19 protein-coding genes, 1 pseudogene and 1 riboswitch are annotated in these 22,234 nt (G+C 41.4%); of the genes and pseudogenes, 19 read left to right on the plus strand and 1 reads right to left on the minus strand.

Features of this window, described 5'->3' with window-relative positions:
* The first annotated feature begins 344 nt into the window (after nucleotides 1-344).
* Complete coding sequence (locus BKO01S_RS07245) at nucleotides 345-1,757, plus strand: PQQ-dependent sugar dehydrogenase (RefSeq protein ID WP_066051023.1); 1,413 nt, start codon at nucleotides 345-347, stop codon at nucleotides 1,755-1,757.
* A 187-nt stretch (nucleotides 1,758-1,944) separates the two neighbouring features.
* Nucleotides 1,945-2,109: pseudogene (locus BKO01S_RS07250) on the plus strand (thiamine pyrophosphate-binding protein); the annotation flags it as partial.
* Here BKO01S_RS07250 and BKO01S_RS07255 read toward each other — a convergent pair.
* Nucleotides 2,102-2,305: a hypothetical protein gene (locus BKO01S_RS07255; protein WP_066051031.1), complete on the minus strand. Its 204-nt coding sequence runs from the start codon at nucleotides 2,303-2,305 to the stop codon at nucleotides 2,102-2,104. The pseudogene BKO01S_RS07250 and the gene BKO01S_RS07255 overlap by 8 nt on opposite strands.
* A 573-nt stretch (nucleotides 2,306-2,878) precedes the next feature.
* Here BKO01S_RS07255 and BKO01S_RS07260 point away from each other — a divergent pair.
* The 17 genes from BKO01S_RS07260 (at nucleotide 2,879) to kamA (ending at nucleotide 22,233) form a co-directional block, all read left to right on the plus strand.
* Nucleotides 2,879-3,892, plus strand: a complete 1,014-nt coding sequence (locus BKO01S_RS07260; RefSeq protein WP_066051034.1) for a LacI family DNA-binding transcriptional regulator — start codon at nucleotides 2,879-2,881, stop codon at nucleotides 3,890-3,892.
* A 263-nt stretch (nucleotides 3,893-4,155) separates the two neighbouring features.
* Nucleotides 4,156-5,421 carry an ABC transporter substrate-binding protein gene (locus BKO01S_RS07265; RefSeq protein ID WP_066051037.1) on the plus strand — a complete coding sequence of 422 codons (1,266 nt, stop codon included), beginning with the start codon at nucleotides 4,156-4,158 and terminating at the stop codon, nucleotides 5,419-5,421.
* Between the two features lie 92 nt (nucleotides 5,422-5,513).
* Entirely contained in the window at nucleotides 5,514-6,419 is a 906-nt protein-coding gene (locus tag BKO01S_RS07270) for a carbohydrate ABC transporter permease (protein ID WP_066051323.1), read from the plus strand.
* Complete coding sequence (locus BKO01S_RS07275; RefSeq protein ID WP_066051040.1) at nucleotides 6,419-7,249, plus strand: carbohydrate ABC transporter permease; 831 nt, start codon at nucleotides 6,419-6,421, stop codon at nucleotides 7,247-7,249. Before BKO01S_RS07270 ends, BKO01S_RS07275 begins: the two co-directional genes overlap by 1 nt.
* A 122-nt stretch (nucleotides 7,250-7,371) precedes the next feature.
* On the plus strand, nucleotides 7,372-8,700 hold the full coding sequence (locus tag BKO01S_RS07280; RefSeq protein WP_066051041.1) for an alpha-glucosidase/alpha-galactosidase: 1,329 nt from the start codon (nucleotides 7,372-7,374) through the stop codon (nucleotides 8,698-8,700).
* A 250-nt stretch (nucleotides 8,701-8,950) separates the two neighbouring features.
* Nucleotides 8,951-9,061: riboswitch (TPP riboswitch) on the plus strand.
* A gap of 217 nt (nucleotides 9,062-9,278) precedes the next feature.
* Nucleotides 9,279-9,794, plus strand: a complete 516-nt coding sequence (thiW, locus tag BKO01S_RS07285) for an energy coupling factor transporter S component ThiW (RefSeq protein WP_066051044.1) — start codon at nucleotides 9,279-9,281, stop codon at nucleotides 9,792-9,794.
* Nucleotides 9,795-10,394: 600 nt separating this feature from the next.
* Entirely contained in the window at nucleotides 10,395-11,276 is an 882-nt protein-coding gene (gene pdxS, locus BKO01S_RS07290; protein ID WP_066051045.1) for a pyridoxal 5'-phosphate synthase lyase subunit PdxS, read from the plus strand.
* Nucleotides 11,277-11,459: 183 nt separating this feature from the next.
* Complete coding sequence (locus BKO01S_RS07295) at nucleotides 11,460-11,789, plus strand: DUF3870 domain-containing protein (RefSeq protein ID WP_066051048.1); 330 nt, start codon at nucleotides 11,460-11,462, stop codon at nucleotides 11,787-11,789.
* A 189-nt stretch (nucleotides 11,790-11,978) separates the two neighbouring features.
* Nucleotides 11,979-12,635 carry a CoA transferase subunit A gene (locus BKO01S_RS07300; protein WP_066051325.1) on the plus strand — a complete coding sequence of 219 codons (657 nt, stop codon included), beginning with the start codon at nucleotides 11,979-11,981 and terminating at the stop codon, nucleotides 12,633-12,635.
* Between the two features lies 1 nt (nucleotide 12,636).
* Entirely contained in the window at nucleotides 12,637-13,308 is a 672-nt protein-coding gene (locus BKO01S_RS07305) for a 3-oxoacid CoA-transferase subunit B (RefSeq protein ID WP_066051051.1), read from the plus strand.
* On the plus strand, nucleotides 13,299-14,489 hold the full coding sequence (locus BKO01S_RS07310; protein WP_066051054.1) for a thiolase family protein: 1,191 nt from the start codon (nucleotides 13,299-13,301) through the stop codon (nucleotides 14,487-14,489). Before BKO01S_RS07305 ends, BKO01S_RS07310 begins: the two co-directional genes overlap by 10 nt.
* Nucleotides 14,477-15,862: an aminotransferase family protein gene (locus BKO01S_RS07315; protein ID WP_066051056.1), complete on the plus strand. Its 1,386-nt coding sequence runs from the start codon at nucleotides 14,477-14,479 to the stop codon at nucleotides 15,860-15,862. The genes BKO01S_RS07310 and BKO01S_RS07315 overlap by 13 nt, the downstream gene beginning before the upstream one ends.
* Nucleotides 15,846-17,141, plus strand: coding sequence for an aspartate aminotransferase family protein (locus BKO01S_RS07320; protein ID WP_066051061.1), 1,296 nt, complete (start codon nucleotides 15,846-15,848; stop codon nucleotides 17,139-17,141). The genes BKO01S_RS07315 and BKO01S_RS07320 overlap by 17 nt, the downstream gene beginning before the upstream one ends.
* A gap of 41 nt (nucleotides 17,142-17,182) precedes the next feature.
* Nucleotides 17,183-18,643 carry an aldehyde dehydrogenase family protein gene (locus tag BKO01S_RS07325; RefSeq protein ID WP_066051064.1) on the plus strand — a complete coding sequence of 487 codons (1,461 nt, stop codon included), beginning with the start codon at nucleotides 17,183-17,185 and terminating at the stop codon, nucleotides 18,641-18,643.
* Nucleotides 18,644-18,771: 128 nt separating this feature from the next.
* Nucleotides 18,772-20,292, plus strand: coding sequence for a M81 family metallopeptidase (locus tag BKO01S_RS07330; protein ID WP_066051067.1), 1,521 nt, complete (start codon nucleotides 18,772-18,774; stop codon nucleotides 20,290-20,292).
* Nucleotides 20,280-20,759, plus strand: a complete 480-nt coding sequence (locus BKO01S_RS07335; RefSeq protein ID WP_066051069.1) for a GNAT family N-acetyltransferase — start codon at nucleotides 20,280-20,282, stop codon at nucleotides 20,757-20,759. The genes BKO01S_RS07330 and BKO01S_RS07335 overlap by 13 nt, the downstream gene beginning before the upstream one ends.
* Before the next feature lie 64 nt (nucleotides 20,760-20,823).
* On the plus strand, nucleotides 20,824-22,233 hold the full coding sequence (kamA, locus tag BKO01S_RS07340) for a lysine 2,3-aminomutase (protein WP_066051072.1): 1,410 nt from the start codon (nucleotides 20,824-20,826) through the stop codon (nucleotides 22,231-22,233).
* Nucleotide 22,234: the final 1 nt, after the last annotated feature.

Genomic DNA, 22,234 nt, shown 5'->3' on the forward strand with positions numbered 1-22,234 from the left:
CCAACCGATAAGTTCTGACCCCTTGAACCTAGATGTATCAACTTCTGAGGTGGAGAGTCGACAACTGATATACTTCCCTTTAGGTAGACAGATTTAATAATAAAAATCTGTTTGCTTGAAGGGGAGTTTATCTTAATGTTTAAAAGGGCTAACTGATTATTTATTACTCATTTAAAATAAAATCAGTGCAAAAGGGATGCCTCTTAATGGGCATCCCTTTGTATTCTAAAAAATTTGGAAGTTTGAGGAGCCTGGTCAGATACCCCGGTCCTTATTTGGTACTTATAGAACCGTTCTATTCATATTCTTATAAAAGAAAAAACTAAGAAGGAGGGGCTAGCTAGTTGAGAAATATAAGAGTTAGATTACAGCCCGTTGTAAGTAAGATAAATTTACCTACTGTTTTGAAAACCACGATACTTCCAGGCGACTCAATCGAAAGATTATTTATTGCAACTCAGGAAGGAGAAATCTTTTATATAGGAAACGGAGAGATTAGGACTTTTTTAGATATTCGCACCCGAGTTATTAAACTAGGTTCTTCTAGTGGTGGATATGATGAGCGAGGATTGCTAGGGCTAGCCTTTCATCCCAACTTTTATTACAACGGTCTGTTTTATCTTCATTATTCAGTAGCTGGAACACAAGGTCCAGGTGCTCATCCGGAAGGTTTTAAACCTGACCCGTGTGATCCTAGTACTTTAAACCTAAGGTGGCTAAATAGAGAAACTCAATATGATCATATTGATACAGTTGAAGAATGGATTTTACAATCGAATGGTCAACCTCAAAAACGACGGACATTACTTAACTTAAGAAGACCATTTTCCAATCATAATGGTTTCAATAGTTTAAACTTTTCACCTGAAACAGGAAAACTTGTTTTAACAACCGGAGATGGTGGGGCAGCTTATGATCCATTTAACTTAAGCCAAGACGATTTAGAAATCGCTGGTAAAATAATTGAAATAGATGTAAGTAAGAATACATCCATTAATAATCCAGCCATTGTCACTCGTTTTAATGAACTTCCCCCAACTATTCAGGATACGCTCACGGTTATGGCCAAAGGTGTTCGCAATATATCAGGCATTTCATTTCAAAAGCTTAATCAGCAGTATATTAAATATGCAGGAAATGTCGGACAAGATTTGGTCGAGTCGATTTTTTCATTCGTTCTTTATAAACCTATACCGGTTCCCCAGCTTATTCAAGCTTCTTTTATGAATTCTAAGCCTAACCAAGAAGGATTTATTAACTTTGGCTGGCGGGGATGGGAAGGTGCTTTTCCTACTTCGACCATTAGTCGCTGTACAGGTAATTCAAATTTAGATGAGAAAACGATTGCTTATTACGATGAAACAGTAGCACTTTCAGCGAGTCGTCTTCAGCATTTAACTAGCTATTTTCATCAAGATAACAGACCCAATAAAATGGGAGGAACAGCACTTACAGGAATTCAGCCATATATGGGAAATACAATCCCTGGTTTAACAGGAAGTGTTGTGTTTACCGATCTTGCCCGGAAAGACTCTCAACCTCAGGTTAGAGGGGCTTTAGCATATACCAGTGTAAGACCCGATGGTAAACAAAATGATTTTAGTGTAATTCAAACCGATTATGATTTTGGGTCTCAATCGGCCTATTATGTTTCTTTGGGAACAAATCTGAACCAAACTAGGTTATATTTAGGTGTTTATGGCTCCATGAAAGTGACTGATTTTAACCAAGGCACTGTTTTTGAAATTGTTCAATGAATAGATTTAATGGATTCGAAATGAAAACCAAGGGAGCAATCGCGCTCTCTTGGTTATTTGTTTTTCAAGGTATTAAATCAAACTAAATAAGAAAGACTTTTTATATTTACCACATAAAGGACAATAAACAGTAAAGATTCTATTCGATTATTGAATCCTCAAGAACAAGTCTTATAAGGAGGCCTCTATGAAGGTATCGGACGTTATAGTCAATTGTTTGGAAAATGAAGGTGTAGAATACGTATTTGGGATTGTAGGCAAAGAGACTCTTGATCTAGCAGATTCGTTATCAAAATCTAAAAAAATTCACTTTGTCAATGTGAGGCATGAACAAGGTGCTGCCTTTATGGCATTGTTATTTCAATAGGTGCAGTGGCAAGTGGACTTAAAAAATATCCTATACCAGGAAAAAAGCCACCAGCAGCCTCGAGGATAATAGCAATACAAGCAAAAATAGATACTAAAATGAGCCCGAACGTTTTTTTATGTTTATTGAATATGATTTGAGATAAACGAACCTCTTCAGAAATAGGTTTAAAAAAATACACTGTTCCACCTCATTCTAAATGATTTATATGTCACCAATACAATATATTTACCATTGGTTATAGGGGGAACATATTTAGGCCTCAAGATATACTGATGGAAAACTCAATTTTAACTTCTTGCTTATTGAACCGTACAATCGAAAATCTTTACGCTTCAAAAAACAGAGGTACCAGGTTAATATGAATGAAAACTAGGGATTATTCCTGGTTTTTTTAATATTACTAATACCGAACACCAGTTCCGGTAAACCGTAGTAGCCTTACAAATTTCCAATTATCCATTTTCTGAAATGAAAAAGGCTATGGATTAGTCAGAAATATTATTAACTGTGGAACGATTCAAGTAGGATATTACTAAATAATTTACCAGATGTAAATTGATCATTAATAAGAAAATCGTACTATATCAGTGTTTATTCAATAAAATAACTGTATAAATTTTTAGAAAAGTTAGTTTTTATACTTGTAAGCACTTCCATAAGATGATATTATTCGAATATATCCAGTAAATATTTTAGTTATTGTTAAGTAAAAATTTACGGGTGTCGAAAAGAACATGAAGAGGGTTATGAGATGGCAACTATAAAGGATATTGCGGACAAGTCGAATGTATCAGCATCTACCGTTTCACGGGTCTTAAATAACGATGATTCGATTTCCGTTCAGGCTGAAACGAGGGAACGTATTATCCAAGTTGCTAAGGAGCTTGGATACGAAACGATTTTAGAAAGACGGTTGAAACAAAAACAGCAGACTTCGAAACATTTCGGAATTATCGTTACCCAATCATTGGACGAAGAGATCAGTGATCCATATTTTCTATCCATCCGCCAAGGGATTGAAATGGAACTAGCGAGTCATGGAATCAGAACAGTTACGTTCCGTTTACATGAAACGGAGACTAATCAAATGATTGACGGACTTGATGGACTCATTGTCGTCGGCAGGGTAAAAGAGATGGCGCTCAAGGCCATCAGTAAAGTGGAAAATGTTGTGTACATTAACCATTCACCTAACGAGGATTTGTATGATGCGGTTGTGATTGATTTTGAAAAGGCGACAGAGAAAGCAATCAAACATTTATTATCAACTGGCTACAAGAGAATCGGTTATATAGGAGGAAGGGAGAAGGAGCATAGTAAAAATCAAAAGTTCAACTCTGAAGATAAACGTCTCACCACCTTTGAACGATTGATGAAAGAACAAAAAATGTTTGACCCGGAGACAGTCTTTATCGGTGAGTATTCAATGGCACAAGGCTATGATTTAATGAAAAAAGCAATTGAAAGGAAGAATTTCCCCGAGGCGTTTTTTATCGCCAGTGATCCGATGGCAATTGGGGCCTTAAGAGCATTACAAGAAGCCAATCTCAAAGTTCCTGATGATGTAGCTATTATCGGCTTTGACGATATTGAAGCTGCATCGTTCGCAAGTACACCTTTGACGACCATCAGAGTGCATACGAAGGAGATGGGGAAAACAGGAGTAAAACTTTTACTAGATCGACTGAATGGAAGGGAACTTCCATTAACCGTGACCCTGCCGACCGAATTGGTGATCCGGGAGAGCTGCAAGAAAAATAAATAACTTTTAAGGAGGTGGTTATGAAAATTACGACCATGTAGATCTTGTTCAATTATTAAATGCCCACCCTGCACAGCATGAAAGCTTGCAGGGTGCAAAGTGACTGCCATCACATTGCATTGGGCGGAAACTAACAAACTACTCCACGATTGAACGGGAGCTAACTCTATTATATAGTTGCTCCCGAACGTCAGCAAGAAAACGAACTCGTTTAATAGGTAATTTCACTTATTGTTATTTCAAAAATGACTGAGGGGGCGTTTATTTTGAAAAAGCTTTTAAAAACGGTGGTGTTTGCAGCCGCGTTGACAACAATTGTGACTGGATGCAATAAAGCTTCCGGTGGGAATGAAGCAAACAGTGATCAGACGGTTGTAAACTTGTATTCGACTGTAACGAATGAAGCAGATAAAATCACTCTGCAAAATGTGGTGAAAAAGTTTGAAAAGGAACATCCTGATATCGATATTAAAGAAAATTATCCTGCTGACGGGTATGAAGGAATGCTGCGAGTCAAAATGGCGGCAAATGATATGCCTGACTTATTTGATACCCACGGCTGGGCGATTCACCGTTACGGGGAATATGTAGAAGATTTAAATGATATGGACTGGGTGAAGGATCTTGATCCGGCACTGGAGCAGATTTTAAAAGATGAATCTGGAAAAGTCTATGCGTACCCTCTAAACCAGGCAAAAGACGGACTTACATATAACGCAACATTGCTAGAGGAATATGGAATTGAGCCGCCAACCACCTTTGATGAGTTCGTGACAGCACTTGAAACAATCAAGAAACAAGGAAAGGGCGAAGTAACTCCACTTTGGTTTGCTGGTTCTGATAAATCCGCATTCGGACAGTATTTTGATCAGTTTTCCACACCACTATTAATTACTGGAGAACAAAATTTCCAAAAAGAATTACTAGATGGGACGTTTGATTGGTCAAATTACACGTTTTTAGCAGAAAAACTAAAGGAAATGCACGATAAGAAGCTCCTTAATGAAGATATATTGACGGCCCAGAATCATCAGATGGTCGACTTAATGGCGCAGAACAAAATTGGATTTATCGTTGGCGGCGGGATGCTTGGTCCTTCTGTGGAAGAGTTAAACCCAGAGGTCAAGCTTGGGGTCATTCCCATGCCTGTGATCGAGGAAGGCGACGAGCCAAGTTGGATTGGTGGGGAGCGTCATACCTTAGCCGTTTGGAAAGATTCTAAAGTCAAAGACGAAGCGAAAAAGTTCCTGGAATTCATTTCACAACCGGAGATGGTGAAAGAGATTGCGGAGGGGACGTCTCTTCCAAGTGGTCTGACCAATGCGGAGTCGAAAAACTATTACTCTGAATACTACGAAAAGTACAAGGATGTGAAAGTTGAACCTTACTTCGACAGGGTTTACCTTCCAAGCGGCATGTGGGATCCAATGGGTGCAACTGGTCAAGAGTTATTATCTGGAACAATGACACCGGACGAGGTTTCAAAAAAGATGGAAGAGGAATATAAGAGATTGCTAGCGCAGAAGAAATAGTTTTGTGATGGAGGAAGGGTAGCGCCTCTCCTCCTAATCTAACATTCTAGGAGTTGGTGACGTTGATAGGAGTGGAGACAAGAAGCAAGTCGATGGCCGGCTCTTCTGTAGAAGTGAAAAGGAACCGTAAAAGTCGGAAGGAATCTTCGCTGTGGTGGATGTATCTTCCAGCTCTAGCTGCTGTCTGCTTTTTCATCCTTTATCCTTTTTTAAACGGAATTAAAATTTCTTTTACAAACTGGAACGGGTTTTCACAAACGTACGACTACGTTGGATTCAGTCAATATACAAGGATGCTGAAGGACCCGGATACGTGGCTGGTAGTAAAAAATACCCTGTTATATGGTGTCGGCAGTACCATTTTGCAAAATGTGATTGGTCTTGGGTACGCACTTTTATTAAATCAAAGCATTCATATGAGGAATTTTACCAGGACGGTTGTGTACCTTCCGGTTATTATCAGCCCGCTAATTATGGGATACATCTTCTATTTTTTCTTTGCCTTCCAAGGCGGGGCACTGAATGATCTGCTTGTATTTATCGGATTGGATAAAATTAATGCATTAGGCAATCCAAAAATTAATATTTGGTTGATCGTGTTCGTTAATACCTTCCAGTTTGTCGGGATTGCGATGATTATTTACCTCGCTGGGTTACAAAGTATTTCAAAGGATTATTACGAAGCGGCACAAATTGACGGAGCGTCTGGTTTTCAGCAATTTAAAAATATTACCTTGCCGATGTTAATGCCTTCCATCACCATCAACATGGTTATTAACATTATTGGGGGATTAAAATTGTTCGATGTGATCATCTCGCTAACAGGGGGCGGACCGGGCTATGCTTCGCAATCCATGTCCACGTTTATGTATGATTTATATTTTAATAGACAGGATGCGGGATATGCAGCGACGCAAGGTGTATTTATGGCCATCATCATTTTGATTCTTAGTCTGGCAGCGCTTGTGTACTTCAAACGAAAGGAGATTGAGGCGTAATGGACTATATGGGTAAAAAGAAAAAGTGGTTACTCTCAGGAGTCGCTCTTTTGATCTCAGCCTTTCACCTAATCCCTTTTTATATTTTGATTACGACATCGTTAAAGGAAAGGGGAGATTTTAGCTCGAAATGGGTGTTCCCCAAGGTGCTGGCGTTTGAGAACTTTGCGGAGGCGTGGGAAACGGCGAGTCTTGGCAATGCGCTATCGAATACCTCGATTATTACCTTTGTAAGTGCTTTATTATTGATTGTTTTTGGCTCGATGGCCGCCTATCCCTTGGCCAGAAGGCAGACGAAGCTAAATAAGTTTGTTTTCATGATATTTATTGCGGTGATGGTGATACCACCTTTAACTGCTTTAGTTCCATTATATAAGCTTGTAGTCGACATCGGAATGATGAACACTCTCGAAATTGCCATCTTGAATAACGTGGCGTCATTCCTTCCATTAACCATTTTCTTGTATTCAGGATTTATTCGCTCGACAATCCCAAAGGAATTGGAAGAAGCCGCAAAAATGGATGGTGCCAGTACACTCGGGATCTTTTTCCGGATTGTATTCCCTCTGTTAAAGCCGGTTACGGCATCTATTTTAATCATTTCATGCGTATTCATCTGGAACGATTACCAATTTGCCATCTTCTTCCTTCAAGCAGAGGAAGTGAAGACCAGTACCGTTGCACTGGCAGGATTCTTTGGGGAAAATGCCAACCGAATGAATCTTGTTGCTGCCGCAGCCATCATGGCTGTCCTTCCAATGGTCGTTTTGTTCCTGCTATTGCAGAAGCACTTTGTTAAAGGGTTGGCATCTGGATCGGTTAAAGGATAATCTACGAGAAAAAGCTTCATATCTATCGAAGTCATCAATTGGAAGTCTGGTTTATAAAATCAAAGTGTAATAACTTACTAAACAGCTATTAAAACTCACTTAAAAAAATTGGAGGTTCCCTTATGTCTAAAATTACTTTTCTTGGCGCAGGTAGTACCGTATTTGCAAAAAATGTATTAGGAGATTGCATGTTTGTTGACGCGTTGGACGGCTTTGAATTTGCCTTATTTGATATTGATGAACAGCGTTTGCGAGATTCCGAACAAATGCTGAACAATTTAAAGGAAATTCTCGGGAAAAACCTTACGATTAAAGCGTATACGAATCGGAAGGAGTCTTTAAGAGGAGCGAAATATGTAATCAATGCAATCCAGGTAGGCGGCTATAAGCCGAGTACCGTGATTGATTTTGAAATTCCGAAAAAGTACGGTTTACGGCAGACCATTGCTGATACAGTCGGAATCGGTGGGATATTCCGTAACCTACGAACGATTCCGGTAATGCTTGATTTTGCAAAGGATATGGAAGAAGTTTGTCCGGATGCCTTATTTATGAATTATACCAACCCGATGGCTGTCTTGACTGGGGTCATGAACCGTTATACAAATATTAAAACAGTCGGCCTATGTCACAGTGTGCAGGTTTGTACAAAAGAATTATTTGAGGCATTGGGGATGGACCGGACAGGTGTGAAGGAGAAAATTGCCGGGATCAATCACATGGCTTGGCTGCTTGAGGTTAGCAAGGATGGTGTTGACCTGTATCCTGAAATTAAGAGAAGAGCCCGTGAATTGCAAAAAACAAAGCATGGCGATATGGTTCGATTTGAATTAATGGATAAATTCGGGTTTTATGTGACTGAGTCATCTGAACACAACGCGGAATATCACCCGTACTTTATCAAATCTCGTTACCCTGAGTTAATTGCGCGTTTCAATATTCCGCTTGATGAATATCCACGTCGCTGTGAAAGGCAAATTAATGATTGGGTAGCCATGAGAGAGGATCTGGTGAACAATCATTCCTTAAATCATATTCGTTCTCGTGAATATGGATCGCGCATTATTGAAGCAATTGAGACGGATGTTCCGTTTAAATTTGGCGGAAATGTCTTAAATACCGGAAGACTAATTAGCAATCTTCCAGAGAAAGCTTGTGTCGAGGTTCCTTGTATCGCGGACCGCAGCGGAATCACCCCAACCTATGTGGGAGACCTTCCAGAGCAGCTCGCAGCCTTAAACCGTACGAATATCAACACGCAACTTCTGACCATCGAAGCAGCCATCACGTTGAAAAAGGAATATATTTATCAGGCTGCTATGCTTGATCCACATACCGCGGCTGAGTTATCCATGGACGACATTATCTCTCTATGTGATGACTTAATTGAAGCACATGGTGAATGGTTGCCTAAATTTACAAGTGAAACGGGGATAGCCTTTACCTTATAGGTCCTAGACAAAGTCTGTCCAGCATATAGGAGACCGGATTCTGAATGAATCCGGTCTCTGTTTTTATTACCTTTATGAATCACCCGTAAATGACTTTTAAGTCTCTTCACACTTGGGTTTTTTGTGAAAAAGCAGGGACTTGAGACATCCATATATTTTGGGTGAGAGTCAATGGGACTCCTCTAATATAAGATCAAATACCTTTACGAAATGGAGTTATTGGATTATTATAATGCTTAATTAAATAACTAACTTCTACTAGGGGTGCCCTTTCTTCAGGCTGAGAGAAAAACGTAAAGTTTTTTAACCCTTTGGACCTGATCTGGATTATACCAGCGTAGGAAAGTAGCCAACCAGTATATGAATGTAACCATTCTAAAACTAATAAGGCCGGGTCCAATGAATTGGAGCTGGTTTTTTGTTATATAAAGAAACTGTTCCAGAGTATTCCCTTGTACAGTTCATCACGATTTCGTACGGATTTATCATCTGGTTGTTCAGGTGCTACATGGTTTAAGACTGTTCTTGCCCTAAAAGAACCATTAAGTACTTTATTAATAAATAGGAGGATTTTGTAAATGAGAAAAACAAACAAACTTACATTAACAGCCATGATGATTGCCATTGGGACACTTTCGAGTAATATCTTTTATATTCCAATTGGATTTACAAAGGTATTTCCCATTCAGCATTTTATCAATGTGTTGTCCGCGGTCCTATTAGGTCCATATTATGCAGTTGCTCAAGCACTAAGTGTTTCTATATTGAGAAACATCATGGGAACCGGCTCAGTTTTTGCTTTTCCAGGAAGTATGGTTGGAGCATTTTTGGCTTCTCTTTTCTTTTTAAAAACAAGTAAGATTTATATGGCCTTTTTAGGTGAGGTAATAGGTACGGGAATCATTGGGGCCATTCTTGCGTACCCGATGGCCATATTACTGCTGGGGCAAAAAGCGACTCTGTTTGGATTTATCCCTTTATTTATTTTTAGTTCTCTTGTGGGCGCATTTTTTGCTGCTATCATTCTATCAATCTTTTTAAAGAAAAAAACAGCTGTTTTTATTGACAAAGTGAATCAGAAAAAGAATTTATGAGATACAGCAACAGTGAAATCCTTCCTGCTTTGCAAGTAGGGATTCTGATTGAAACTTCGGTTTTGAAAAATGGCAAAAATTCAGCAACTCGACATTTTTCATTTAATAAATTTATGAATTAGTTTGGAAACAATAATAGGTTTTTTAAGGGGACCTCTATAGAGGATCCCTTTTTTTATGTGTAGAATTTAAACGCTTTAAATAGAAGGTTGTCGATGTATTACTTATAAAAAAGGGTATCCGTTTTACAAATAAGAGCATTATCTCTCAATTTTTAATAGTAAAAAGTCAAGTGAAAACATGAACTGTATCCAGCGGATTGGAAAGATTTTTTGCAGGTAAAGTGCAGAAAAATAGCAGGTTAGTGCCAAGAAATTTGGCATAATTTGTTCGCAAAAAGTTCACAAATAAGGGTTTTTAATATTGGCACAGAAATTGCATGTTTATTTGTTAAAATAGTAAAAACTTCAAAATATTTGCAAAGTTACCTTTAACGGGTATCTTCCAAATGTGAAGGCTCACGTTTTGTAAATCTGATTACTATTTTTGAAGCGAAGTAAAAGCGTATACTTATTAGGTGGATGAAAGGAGAAATTCACAATGAAAACAGGTACGGATCGTGTAAAAAGAGGCATGGCTGAAATGCAAAAGGGCGGCGTCATTATGGATGTTGTGAATGCTGAGCAAGCAAGAATAGCAGAGGAAGCAGGGGCCGTAGCCGTAATGGCATTAGAGCGAGTTCCTTCTGATATCCGCGCAGCTGGTGGAGTAGCAAGAATGGCAGATCCGCGTATTACTGAAGAAGTTATGAATGCGGTTTCCATTCCAGTTATGGCAAAAGCACGTATCGGACACATCGTAGAAGCCCGAGTTCTTGAAGCAATGGGCGTTGATTATATTGATGAGAGTGAAGTATTAACACCAGCAGATGAAGAATATCATTTAAATAAAAATGCTTACACGGTACCTTTTGTTTGTGGTTGTCGTGATCTTGGCGAGGCAGCACGCCGTATAGGTGAAGGGGCATCCATGCTTCGTACTAAAGGAGAGCCGGGAACTGGTAATATTGTAGAAGCTGTTCGTCATATCCGTAAGGTAAATGCACAAGTACGTAAAGTTGCTACGATGAATGAAGATGAATTGATGACAGAGGCTAAGCTACTTGGGGCTCCCTATGAACTTCTTCTAGAGATTAAGCGTCTTGGTCGACTACCCGTTGTGAATTTTGCAGCTGGTGGAGTAGCAACGCCTGCTGATGCTGCACTTATGATGCAATTAGGTGCCGATGGAGTATTTGTTGGGTCAGGAATCTTCAAATCTGATAACCCAGCAAAATTCGCTAGAGCAATCGTTGAAGCCACTACCCATTACCAGGATTACAAACTAATAGCGGAGATTTCAAAAGATCTTGGAGTTGCAATGAAGGGAATTGAAATTTCAACACTGTCTCCTGAAGCACGTATGCAGGATCGTGGATGGTAAGCGGGTTTTTATGCTTTAGGTTGGTATACTCACTTTACAAATCATGGCTGTTTATTTGTTAATGAAAACGTTTTTATAGTTTTGAAAATTTAGTATATTTTTATTGACATTCATTTTTCTGACTTATATACTCGTGTTAGAAAAAGAAAATGATCCGTTGGTTTTTGAAAGGTGGTCTAGCGCATGCAAACACTGGAAACAGTGATTGTTACAGGATATGCAAAAGCTCCACAGGGAACTTCCATGTATGAAATGTATAAGCATGCAGGAATTGTACTAGAAGTCGACCTGAATGATCATAAAATTGTCGGAGCTGAATTCACATTCGTAACGGAACTAACGAAAAATTATTTTCAAAAACTTCTGTTAGGCTACTGTCTTCTAGACGGTGTTGAGCAGCTGATTAAACGAATTCAAAGCTTTTACTTTGCTCCATCCCAGCAAGCGATCATTGTAGCTCTACAAGCTGCAGTTCAACGTTACTGGGATAACGTGAAGCAAATGAATATATAACGTTTGGTTATAATAAAGTGGGAAGATAACCTCTTCCCATGGTCTTATTAAAACCGAGTTAGACATGAACTCTTTGTAAGGAATGTTCGTTTGTAACGACATTCTTATAGAGGATTTATGTTTGGCTCGGTTTTTTATATTTCCCAAATGTTACATCCACAAAAATCTAAGAGAGGGAAGGGGAAAAAGATGAGCAAGCTGATTACATGCGAAGAAGCTGTAAAAAAGGTTACAAGCGGCTCACGAATTATGGTAGGTGGATTTGGACTTGTAGGAAGTCCGCTTAGTTTAATAGCTGCTTTGGCTCAGTCGGAAGTGAAAGACTTAGAGATTATTAGTAATAACCTTGGTGAACCAGGTAGAGGTCTTGGCGTGTTAGTTCGGCAAAAACAAGTGAAAAAAGCGATAGGTTCTTATTTTACTAGCAATCCGGAGGTGGTTAAAGCCTTTCAGGATAAGGAATTGGAAGTGGAGCTTCTCCCTCAAGGAACGATGTCTGAGGCGATTCGAGCGGGTGGTGCGGGACTAGGAGGATTTTATACACCGGTCAGCGTAGGAACAAAAATGGCTGAAAACAAAGAAGAGCGTACACTGAACGGTAAAAAATATGTGTTCCAAGAACCACTTAAAGCTAATTTTGCTCTCATTAAAGCGAAAAAAGCGGATCGCTTAGGAAATCTCATATACAACCAATCGGCAAGAAACTTCAATCCGATGATGGCAACAGCTGCCGATGTGGTCATTGCAGAGGTGGATGAGATGGTGGAGGTAGGCGAAATTTCTTCTGAAGAAATTGTAACCCCTCATTTATATGTTGACTTTATCGTTGTGAAGGGCGGGAACTAGCTTGAACGCGAAACAATACATTGCTGCAAGAGCGGCGAAGGAATTAAAGAATGGCGATATCGTCAATTTGGGTATAGGGATTCCCACGCTGGTGGCAGATTACATTCCATCAGACGTTCACGTTTTTTTACACTCGGAAAACGGCATCCTTGGAGTAGGTCCTAGCCCTGATCCAGAGCATATTGACCCCAATCTTGTTAATGCAGGGAAACTGCCTGTCACCGTTTTGGAGGGGTCATCCTTTTTTGATAGCGCATCATCTTTTGCGATGATTCGCGGAGGACATGTAAGCGTTTCGATTCTCGGTGTGTTGCAAATCGATGCAATGGGGCGGATCGCCAACTGGGCCGTTCCAGGAAAAAATGTTCTTGGAGTAGGCGGGGCGATGGATTTATTGGAAGGCTCCAAAAGGATCATCGTAACAACGCTGCATACGTCTAATCAGGGAGTGTCAAAAATCGTAAAGGAATTAACTTATCCGATCACATCGGAACGAAAAGTAGATGTTATTATTACCGATTTAGCGGTGTTCACTGTAAAGGAAGATGGACTTCATCTTTTGGAGCTGTCCCCTGGAGTTTCCCTTGAGGAAGTTCAACAGAAAACGGACGCCCCGTTCCGTGTTGCTGAATCTTTCAAAAATGGCAAAGAGGTGATGGCACAGTGGTTGTAATCGTAAATGCATTCCGAACTCCTATCGGAAACCTCGGCGGATCACTGGCGGATACGCGCCCGGAAGAGCTCGTATCTCTCATTATGAAAAATAATCTTTCAGCTTCTGGTTACGGTACCCATATTGTCGATGAAGTCATCGTCGGCCAAACCAAGCAGAGTGCGCATGCTCCGAATATTGCTAGAGTTGCAGCATTACACGCTCATTTTCCAGAATCAATTCCTGCTTATACCGTCCATCGTCAGTGCGGTTCAGGTTTGCAGGCCGTCATGAACGGGGCCATGTCGATTTTGACTGGTCAAGCGGACGTCGTTTTAGCAGGTGGTGTCGAAAGCATGTCACAAGCTCCTCATTATTCGGTTGACACTCGATTCGGTCTAAAGATGGGAAATATGACCCTGTATGATTCAAATACGGAGAGTCAGCCAAAATCACAGCCAGAGGAGATATATGGTCGTTTCACGATGGGGCAAACAGCTGAGTGGCTGGCAGAAAAATATAACATTAGCCGCCATGAACAAGATGAATTTGCCTTTACGAGTCAGCTGAAAGCGAAACGTGCCATTGAAATGGGTCGTTTTGATGAAGAAATCATTCCTGTTCCGGTAAAGGAAGGAAAAAAGGGGATCAGACACTTTGCGATAGATGAATACCCAAGATTAACGGATATTGAAAAGTTAGGAACATTACGTTCTGTGTTTCAAAAGGATGGAACGGTAACAGCCGGAAACTCGTCCGGCAGAAATGATGGAGCCTCGATGCTGCTGTTGATGTCGGAGGAAAAAGCCAAACAACTTGGAGTGATCCCGATGGCAAGAATTCGTTCCTTTGCTGCAACGGGTGTATCACCAAAAGAAATGGGAATCGGTCCGGTTCCAGCCTCACAACTCGCGTTAACAAAGGCAGGTCTTCGATTAGAAGATATCGATTTGATTGAATTAAATGAAGCATTCGCTGCTCAAAGTCTTGCTTGTTTAAAAGAATGGGGCTTGAAAGGGGAAAACGTGAATGTGAACGGAGGGGCGATTGCCTTAGGTCACCCACTTGGCTGCACCGGTGCAAGAATCGTCACAACCTTATGCCATGAGCTTGAAAAACAAAAACGGCAATACGGCCTAGCCACGATTTGTGTAGCGGGGGGATTAGGAATGGCAATGGTGGTGGAAAGATGGATGGAGTAAAAAAAGACTACGTGTTTCATCGTGATTTAAAAAAGCAGTACCCGATTATTACTCACGGTGTAGGGGTCTATCTCGTAGATGAGAACGGGAAAAAATATATGGATGCTTGCTCAGGAGCGGTTGCAGCTAACTTGGGACATGGGATTACTTCTATAGGAGAGGCAATGGCAGAGCAGGCAAAAAAAGCAGCTTTCGTCCATACCATGCGCTTCGAGACAAAAGCGTTGCATGAGCTGGCTGAAATAATCGGACACATGGCTCCAGCCCATTTAAATAAAGTGTATTTTACAACCGGTGGCTCCGAAGCAAATGAAAGTGCGATGAAGCTGGCGAGGCAATATCATAGGGATTCCGGCAGACCTCAAAAGCATATAGTTATCGGGCGATGGCAGTCGTATCACGGGAACACCATCGGTTCTTTGTCCGCAGGAGGAGACGTTAAAAGGAGACACGCATACACTCCTAATCTTTTAAACTATGCCCATGTCTATTCGCCCTACTGCCACCGATGTCCATACGATCGCCAAAAAGACGATTGTCTCTCTAAACAAAACTGGACGTGTGTAGCGGATATTGAAAGAACGATTTTAGAACTTGGTCCTGAGAACGTGTCGGCATTTATTGCCGAACCGATTGTTGGAAGCCAGCAAGGTGCTGTTCCACCGCCGCCGGGCTATTTTAAGAAGGTTCGAGAGCTGTGTGATCGTTACGAAATCGTCTTAATTATCGATGAAGTGATGACTGGATTCGGCCGTACTGGTACCCATTTCGCGACAGAACAGATCGGGATCATGCCTGATATCATCACATTCGGAAAAGGGGTTTCAGCTGGATATGCACCGCTCGCCGGAATGATTGTTCATGATCGGTTAATCGAGGGGCTCATTCAAAACAGCGACGGGAAATTCATTCACGGGTACACCTATAGTGGGCATCCGGTGTCTGTAGCAGCAGGTCTTGCTGCATTGGACGTATATGAGCGAGACATGGTACTAGAAAACGTCAAAATACAAGGTCCCTATCTTGTCAAATGTCTTGAGGAGCTGAAGCAAAAACATGCTTATATCTCTGATGTTCGGGGCAAAGGGCTTTTGATTGGTATGGAGCTTGTGAAGGATTCTAGGCAGGATCAGTTGTTTGAACCGTCTGAAAAAGCGGCCGAACGATTGAATGGGATTGCGATGGAACTCGGTGCGGTTTTTTATCCCGGTTCAGGTGCCATTGACGGTACAAAAGGAGAGCACCTCATCATCAGCCCTCCTTTAAATGTGACAAGAACAGAAATTGATGAGATTGTGAGAATTTTAGACGAATCATTCACGATATTCAAAGATCAATTAAGAAAGGAAGAGATGTATGAAGTTGCAAAATAAAACAGATGAGATTAAGGAAAAAGCACAAAAACATCTATCACCGGTTATGACAAGAGTAACGGAGCTTGTTATTGAAAAAGCGCATGGCGCCAAATTTTGGACGACTGACGGAGAAGAATATATCGATTTTGTTTCAGGAGTAGCTGTCAACGCAGTCGGGCATACGAACAGAAAAATGGTTGAAGCCATTACAAAGCAAGCGGAAGCCTTGATTCATCTTGGATTGAACTATGGTTATTATGAAACGGCAGCAAATTTGGCGGAAAAGCTTGCAACTATTACACCAGGAAATCTAGACACGGTCTTTTTCTCCAATTCGGGAGCGGAAGCAATTGACGGGGCACTTAAACTCGCGAAGGCGGCGACCGGCAGACCCGCCATCATTGCTTTTGAAGGATCGTTTCATGGCCGTACATTAGGAGCAACAGCCATTACGGCATCAAGCTCCAAATACCGTCGTTATTATGAACCGATTTTAGGCGAGGTGCATCACGTTCCCTATCCGTATCCCAGCCAGCTGAGAAACATTCGAGAAGAAGAAGCGGAAGAATATTGCTTGAATCAGCTACAAAAATTGTTCGATTTACGCGTGGATCCTTCTCGTGTAGCGGCCATCATTATTGAACCTGTCATGGGTGAAGGCGGCTATTATCCGGCACCGCCAAGCTTTTTGCAGGAATTACGAAAGATTTCAGAGGAACACGGCATTTTGCTGATCTTTGACGAAGTACAAACAGGATTTGGGCGTACAGGTAGAATGTTCGCGGCAGAGCATGCGGATGTGACTCCTGATATTTTAGTACTGGCAAAAGCGCTTTCCGGTGGCATGCCTCTTGGCGCCATTGTTGCAAGTCGTGAGCTTCATGAAAAATGGCCGACAGCCGGTCATGGTTCGACATTTGGAGGAAATCCCGTTTCCTGTGCTGCCGCATTGGCAAACATTGAGGTCATTGAGGAAGAGAAGTTAGTAGAACGCAGTGCTAAACTCGGTGCCAAGATTGTCAGCAGACTTCATAACACGCTAGGACATTTACCGGGCATTGTTGAAGTGCGAGGAATCGGTATGATGATCGGGATTGAATTCGATTCGCAAGCTGCTGCTTTGTTTGTACCGAAAATCAAATCGAAAGCTCTGGAAAAGGGCTTACTCATTATGAACTGCGGGGTAATAGGTCAAACCATCCGATTAATGCTGCCTCTTAATATTCAAGAAGATGTGCTTGATAGCGGGTTAACGATTCTAGAAGATGTGATAACAGAAACCATTTCAGGAAACTAATTTTTGTTTCCTCGGAAGACAAGAAAAAGGAGGTCAGGTTGATGTCTAGTCAAATCGAAACAACTTTTCTTCAGGGAGAGCTTTATATCAATGGGAAATGGGTAAGTGCTCCCAATCAGTCCTACTTTGAAAGCTTCAATCCGGCAACGGGGGAACTTGTCGGCAGATGTGCAGCCGCCACAACGGAGCAAGTGAATGAAGCGGTAACAAAAGCGAATGAGGCGTATTTACAATGGCAGAACATCCCCATTCCCGAACGAGCGGCTTATTTACTGAAAGCTGCCCAATTGTTTGACATACGAAAACAGGTACTTGCTCGTGTCATGACCATGGAGATGGGAAAAGTGCTAACTGAGTCTTTAGGTGAAGTTGGAGTGGTCATCGCGACTGCCCAATATATGGCAGGCGAGGGACGCCGGCTCTTTGGTGAAACGGTCCCTGCAGGCTTCCCAGACAGGAATGTAAGAATGGTCCGTGAGCCTCTCGGTGTGGTGGCGTGCATTACTCCTTGGAACTTCCCGGTTGCACTTGCTTCCTACAAAATTTTTTCTGCCCTGATTGCTGGTAATAGCGTTGTATGGAAGCCAGCTTCAGAGGTTGCGTTATCGGCAAAGATTTTTGTGGAAGTATTAGATGCAGTCGGGTTGCCACCAGGGGTTGTAAATTTAGTTACTGGTTCAGGAAGAACAGTCGGTCAAACACTCGCAGAGCATTCAGATGTTAAAGTCATTTCGTTTACGGGCTCAACAGAAGTTGGACAAAAGCTGGCTGAAATGGGCTGTCAAACATTAAAACGAATTTCATTGGAATTGGGTGGAAAAAATGCAGTGATCGTCTTGAAGGATGCGGACTTGGATAAAGCGGCAGACGGAATCGTAAAATCAGCTTTTACGACAACTGGTCAGCGCTGTACAGCGGCAAGCCGAGTCATTGTCGAACGCCCAGTAAAGGAGATGCTCTTACAAAAAGTAATAGACCTAACACAGTCTATGAAAATAGGAAATGGACTTGAAGAAGGGATACAAGTGGGCCCACTTGTAAATGAAGACCAGCTTCATACCGTCGAGAACTATGTGAAAACAGCGATTGAAGAAGGCGGAACAATCGTGTCAGGTGGGCAGCGTGTGAAAGAATTGGGTGGCTATTATTATGAGCCGACAATCATTGAGGATGTGAAACCGCATCATACGATCGCGCAGGAAGAAATATTTGGTCCGGTTCTCGCTATCATTGAAGTGGATTCCTATGAGGAAGCCATGGAGGTAAATAACGGAACGATCTATGGGCTATCCACTTCTATTTATACAGAGAGCCTTCATTATGCGAATCGTGCTGCAAAGGAAGCGATAAGCGGGCTTGTCTATATTAATAACGGAACGTCCAATGCTGAGATGGGTGTAGCGTTTGGGGGAATGAAAATGTCCGGAAATGGTCATCGTGAAGTTTCCCATCATGCATTCGATGTCATGACAGAGTGGAAATCCATCTATACGAACTATTAATGAACGAAAATGTTTAATCGGTAGGGTCAAAGTTCTATAAAAACTCAATAGACGGTTAACCTCTCCTCATTTATTTGATGGAAAGGCTACGCAATCTTTAAAAGTCTCAAATACAAAGGGGGGATAACATGAGAAAGCATCGTATCGGTATTGCATTCTTTTACCATGAATCCCACAGTTTCAGCCCGATGAAAACGGAAATTGAACAGTTTCGAAATGAAGGCTACTTTATCGGTGATCAAATATATGATGCCTATTCTGGAACCAAAACAGAAGTGGGCGGGTTTTTGGATGTGTTGACACAGGAAAGGGATGTAGAAATCGTACCGCTGCTTTGTGCGGCAGCGGTCCCATCGGGCGTAGTATCAACAAAAGCGTATTCGATCATCGAAGAGCAAATGCTCCAGTCCATCCGGGAGGCTGGGAGGTTAGACGGATTATTGCTTGCGTTGCATGGAGCGATGGTCGTGGAACACCTCCATGATCCGGAAGAGTATTTACTGGGGAACATTCGCGGATTGGTTGGACCGAATATCCCGATTGCGACAACACTTGATATGCACGCCAATTTAAGTGGAAAAATGATTGATCATACACCGCTTCATTTTGGATTTAAAACATACCCCCATATTGATATGTATGAACAAGGTGTTCATGCGGCAATCGCTTTATTAAAGCAGGTAAAAGAAGAGGTCACTTATTACGCATCTTTTGAAAAATTGCCGATGATGCCGCCCTCTATCAATATGAGAACGGCAGAAGGGCCGATGCACAAAATGATAGAGTGGGCGAAACAAGCCGAAGAGGAAGAAGGAATTCATCATGTGTCCGTATTTGGAGGCTTCCCTTACTCGGATATTCCGATGGTCGGTGCAAGTGTACTTGTTGTGTCGGTCGATCCTGAAAAGGGTAAAGAGACTGCCAAAAAATTGGCCACCTTGTTCTGGAGTGTAAGAGAAGAATTTATCATGGATTTACCCGGTGTTAGAGAAGGACTCGAACTGGCGATGTCGGTGGAAGATGATAAACCAGTTGTGCTGGCGGACATCTCGGATAACCCTCTAAGCTGCGGGAGCGGCGATACAACCGAGCTACTTCGGGAGATGGTCAAGATGAATATTCCCGACACGCTTTTTGGAGGGCTCTACGATCCAGAATCCATCGAGGCTTGTCGTAAGAAGGGTGCCGGAAAGAAGGTAAGGTTGTCCCTAGGAGGGAAAGTATCGCCTGAATTTGGGGAGTCCATACAGGTCGAAGCAACGGTTGTGGCTCTATCAGACGGTGTATTTCACAATTCTGGGCCGTTCAATCAGCATTTAAGAGTTGATTTAAAGGGAGCCGCTCACATTCGAGTTGGCAAGATGGATATCCTCCTTATTGGAAGGCCGATGTCAGCGAATGATCCAGAAATGTTTCGTCATATTGGCCTTGAGCCCTCGACAAAGAGAATTCTTGGATTAAAAGCTAAAAATCATTTTCGGGCAGCGTTTGAGCCGATGGTTGGTCGTATCATTTATGTGGATGCACCTGGTGTTGCCTCCAATCGTTTAACAACTTTTAGTTATCGTTACATCCCTAAGCCTATTTGGCCGCTGGATGATATCCAATATGAAGGAAACTTGAGGGGGATAGAAAAATGGAAACATTGAACAAAACCTATTACGTTGAAGTACCATCTTCTTTAAATCCAGAACAGCTAAAAATGATGATGGAGCTTGAGCAAGATGCGTTTCCGGGATTAGGAGCAGTAGATGAACAAACGCTTGTTCCGCTTACACGCTACGGGAAACTCATTCAATACCGGCAGCAAAATGATCAAAAGCCGATTGCGATTTGCGAAGTGATGAGAGCTTATCATGATATCCATAAAGCCTATATTTTCGGGTTTTATGTCCGCTCCGACCAGCAAGGGAAAGGAATCGGGAAATTATTTTTACAGGACATTTATCCAATTTTAAAGCAAGATGGATTTCGGAAGGTTTGCTTAACGGTCAGTACTCAAAACAAAGCAGCCGTCCAATTATATAAAAAGTTAGGGTTTGTCATAAAAGAGACGAGATTAAATGAATTTGGCGAAGGGGAAAATCGCTATTATATGGAACACCTAATTTCTTAATCTAGTAATGATTAGTGGAGAAATCACCCGAAAAAAATAGACTGATTTTTAGGAGGAGTTTATGATGAGAAACACTTTATTCAAACCAAAAAGACATTGGAAAGAAATTGAGCTTTGGAAGGATGTTACAGAGGATCAATGGAATGATTGGGTTTGGCAGTTGACGAATACGATTAAAAATTTAGAAGACTTAAAGAAAGTAGTGAACTTAACGCCAGAAGAAGAAGAAGGGGTTTTAATCTCAACAAAAACCATCCCATTAAACATCACACCCTATTATGCATGGCTTATGGACCGTGATGATTCAAGATGTCCGGTACGAATGCAGTCTGTTCCGATTTCTGCGGAATTGCATAAAACAAGATATGATTTAGAAGATCCCCTTCACGAAGATGAAGATTCACCAGTACCTGGGTTAACACATCGTTATCCGGATCGAGTGTTGTTCCTAGTAACAAACCAATGCTCCATGTACTGCCGTTACTGCACAAGAAGGCGCTTCTCTGGACAAATCGGTATGGGTGTACCCAAAAAACAGCTAGACACAGCGATTCATTATATCGCATCTAATCCAGAAATTCGAGATGTGTTAATTTCCGGAGGAGATGGGCTCCTTATTAATGACAATATTTTAGAATATATCTTAAAGAATTTACGTGAGATTCCGCATGTAGAAATTATTCGTATTGGTACAAGAGCACCTGTCGTATTCCCACAGCGCATTACCGAGAATCTTTGCAATATCTTGAAAAAGTATCATCCCGTTTGGTTGAATACACATTTCAATACATCGATTGAAATTACGGAAGAATCCAAACGTGCCTGTGAAATGCTTGCAAATGTGGGTGTACCTGTTGGTAACCAGTCTGTTATTTTGGCAGGCATTAACGACAGTGTACCGATTATGAAACAGCTTATGCATGACCTTGTTAAAATTCGCGTTCGTCCATATTATATTTACCAATGTGATTTATCAGAAGGGATTGGTCATTTCCGTGCACCAATCAGCAAAGGATTGGAAATTATGGAAGGACTTCGCGGTCATACATCGGGATATGCGGTTCCGACATTTATTGTTGATGCCCCGGGTGGAGGAGGCAAAATTCCATTGCAACCGAACTATATCATTTCTCAAAGTTCTAATAAAGTCGTATTACGTAACTTTGAAGGTGTCATTACCTCTTATCCAGAACCAACAAATTATCAGTCAGGCAGTGCAGAGGATTACTACAAAAAAGTATATCCTGAAGTGTTTGAAAAGTTTGAAAGTAATGGAGTTCTATCCATTATTGATGATACGAAATTTAACCTTACACCAGAAGGATTGAAACGTTTAGATCGCCGCAAAACGTATAACGAAAATACGGAGCATAGTTCATTAAAAGATAAACGTGACAAACGAGACGAGTTAAAAGAGAAAAAGTTCCAATCGCAAATGAAGAAATATGAAACAGTGGGAGCAAAGGAGGAGTAAT

The sequence above is a fragment of the Robertmurraya korlensis NBRC 107688 genome (assembly GCF_001591645.1).
Taxonomy (GTDB): Bacteria; Bacillota; Bacilli; order Bacillales; family Cytobacillaceae; genus Robertmurraya_A.

Coding starts and splice junctions, on each gene's coding strand:
- thiW (WP_066051044.1), top strand. CDS start 9,279: ATGAGAAAAACAAACAAACTTACATTAACAGCCATGATGATTGCCATT.
- BKO01S_RS07260 (WP_066051034.1), top strand. CDS start 2,879: ATGGCAACTATAAAGGATATTGCGGACAAGTCGAATGTATCAGCATCT.
- BKO01S_RS07275 (WP_066051040.1), top strand. CDS start 6,419: ATGGACTATATGGGTAAAAAGAAAAAGTGGTTACTCTCAGGAGTCGCT.
- BKO01S_RS07330 (WP_066051067.1), top strand. CDS start 18,772: ATGAGAAAGCATCGTATCGGTATTGCATTCTTTTACCATGAATCCCAC.
- BKO01S_RS07300 (WP_066051325.1), top strand. CDS start 11,979: ATGAGCAAGCTGATTACATGCGAAGAAGCTGTAAAAAAGGTTACAAGC.
- BKO01S_RS07320 (WP_066051061.1), top strand. CDS start 15,846: ATGAAGTTGCAAAATAAAACAGATGAGATTAAGGAAAAAGCACAAAAA.
- pdxS (WP_066051045.1), top strand. CDS start 10,395: ATGAAAACAGGTACGGATCGTGTAAAAAGAGGCATGGCTGAAATGCAA.
- BKO01S_RS07315 (WP_066051056.1), top strand. CDS start 14,477: ATGGATGGAGTAAAAAAAGACTACGTGTTTCATCGTGATTTAAAAAAG.
- kamA (WP_066051072.1), top strand. CDS start 20,824: ATGAGAAACACTTTATTCAAACCAAAAAGACATTGGAAAGAAATTGAG.
- BKO01S_RS07270 (WP_066051323.1), top strand. CDS start 5,514: ATGGCCGGCTCTTCTGTAGAAGTGAAAAGGAACCGTAAAAGTCGGAAG.
- BKO01S_RS07335 (WP_066051069.1), top strand. CDS start 20,280: ATGGAAACATTGAACAAAACCTATTACGTTGAAGTACCATCTTCTTTA.
- BKO01S_RS07325 (WP_066051064.1), top strand. CDS start 17,183: ATGTCTAGTCAAATCGAAACAACTTTTCTTCAGGGAGAGCTTTATATC.
- BKO01S_RS07280 (WP_066051041.1), top strand. CDS start 7,372: ATGTCTAAAATTACTTTTCTTGGCGCAGGTAGTACCGTATTTGCAAAA.
- BKO01S_RS07295 (WP_066051048.1), top strand. CDS start 11,460: ATGCAAACACTGGAAACAGTGATTGTTACAGGATATGCAAAAGCTCCA.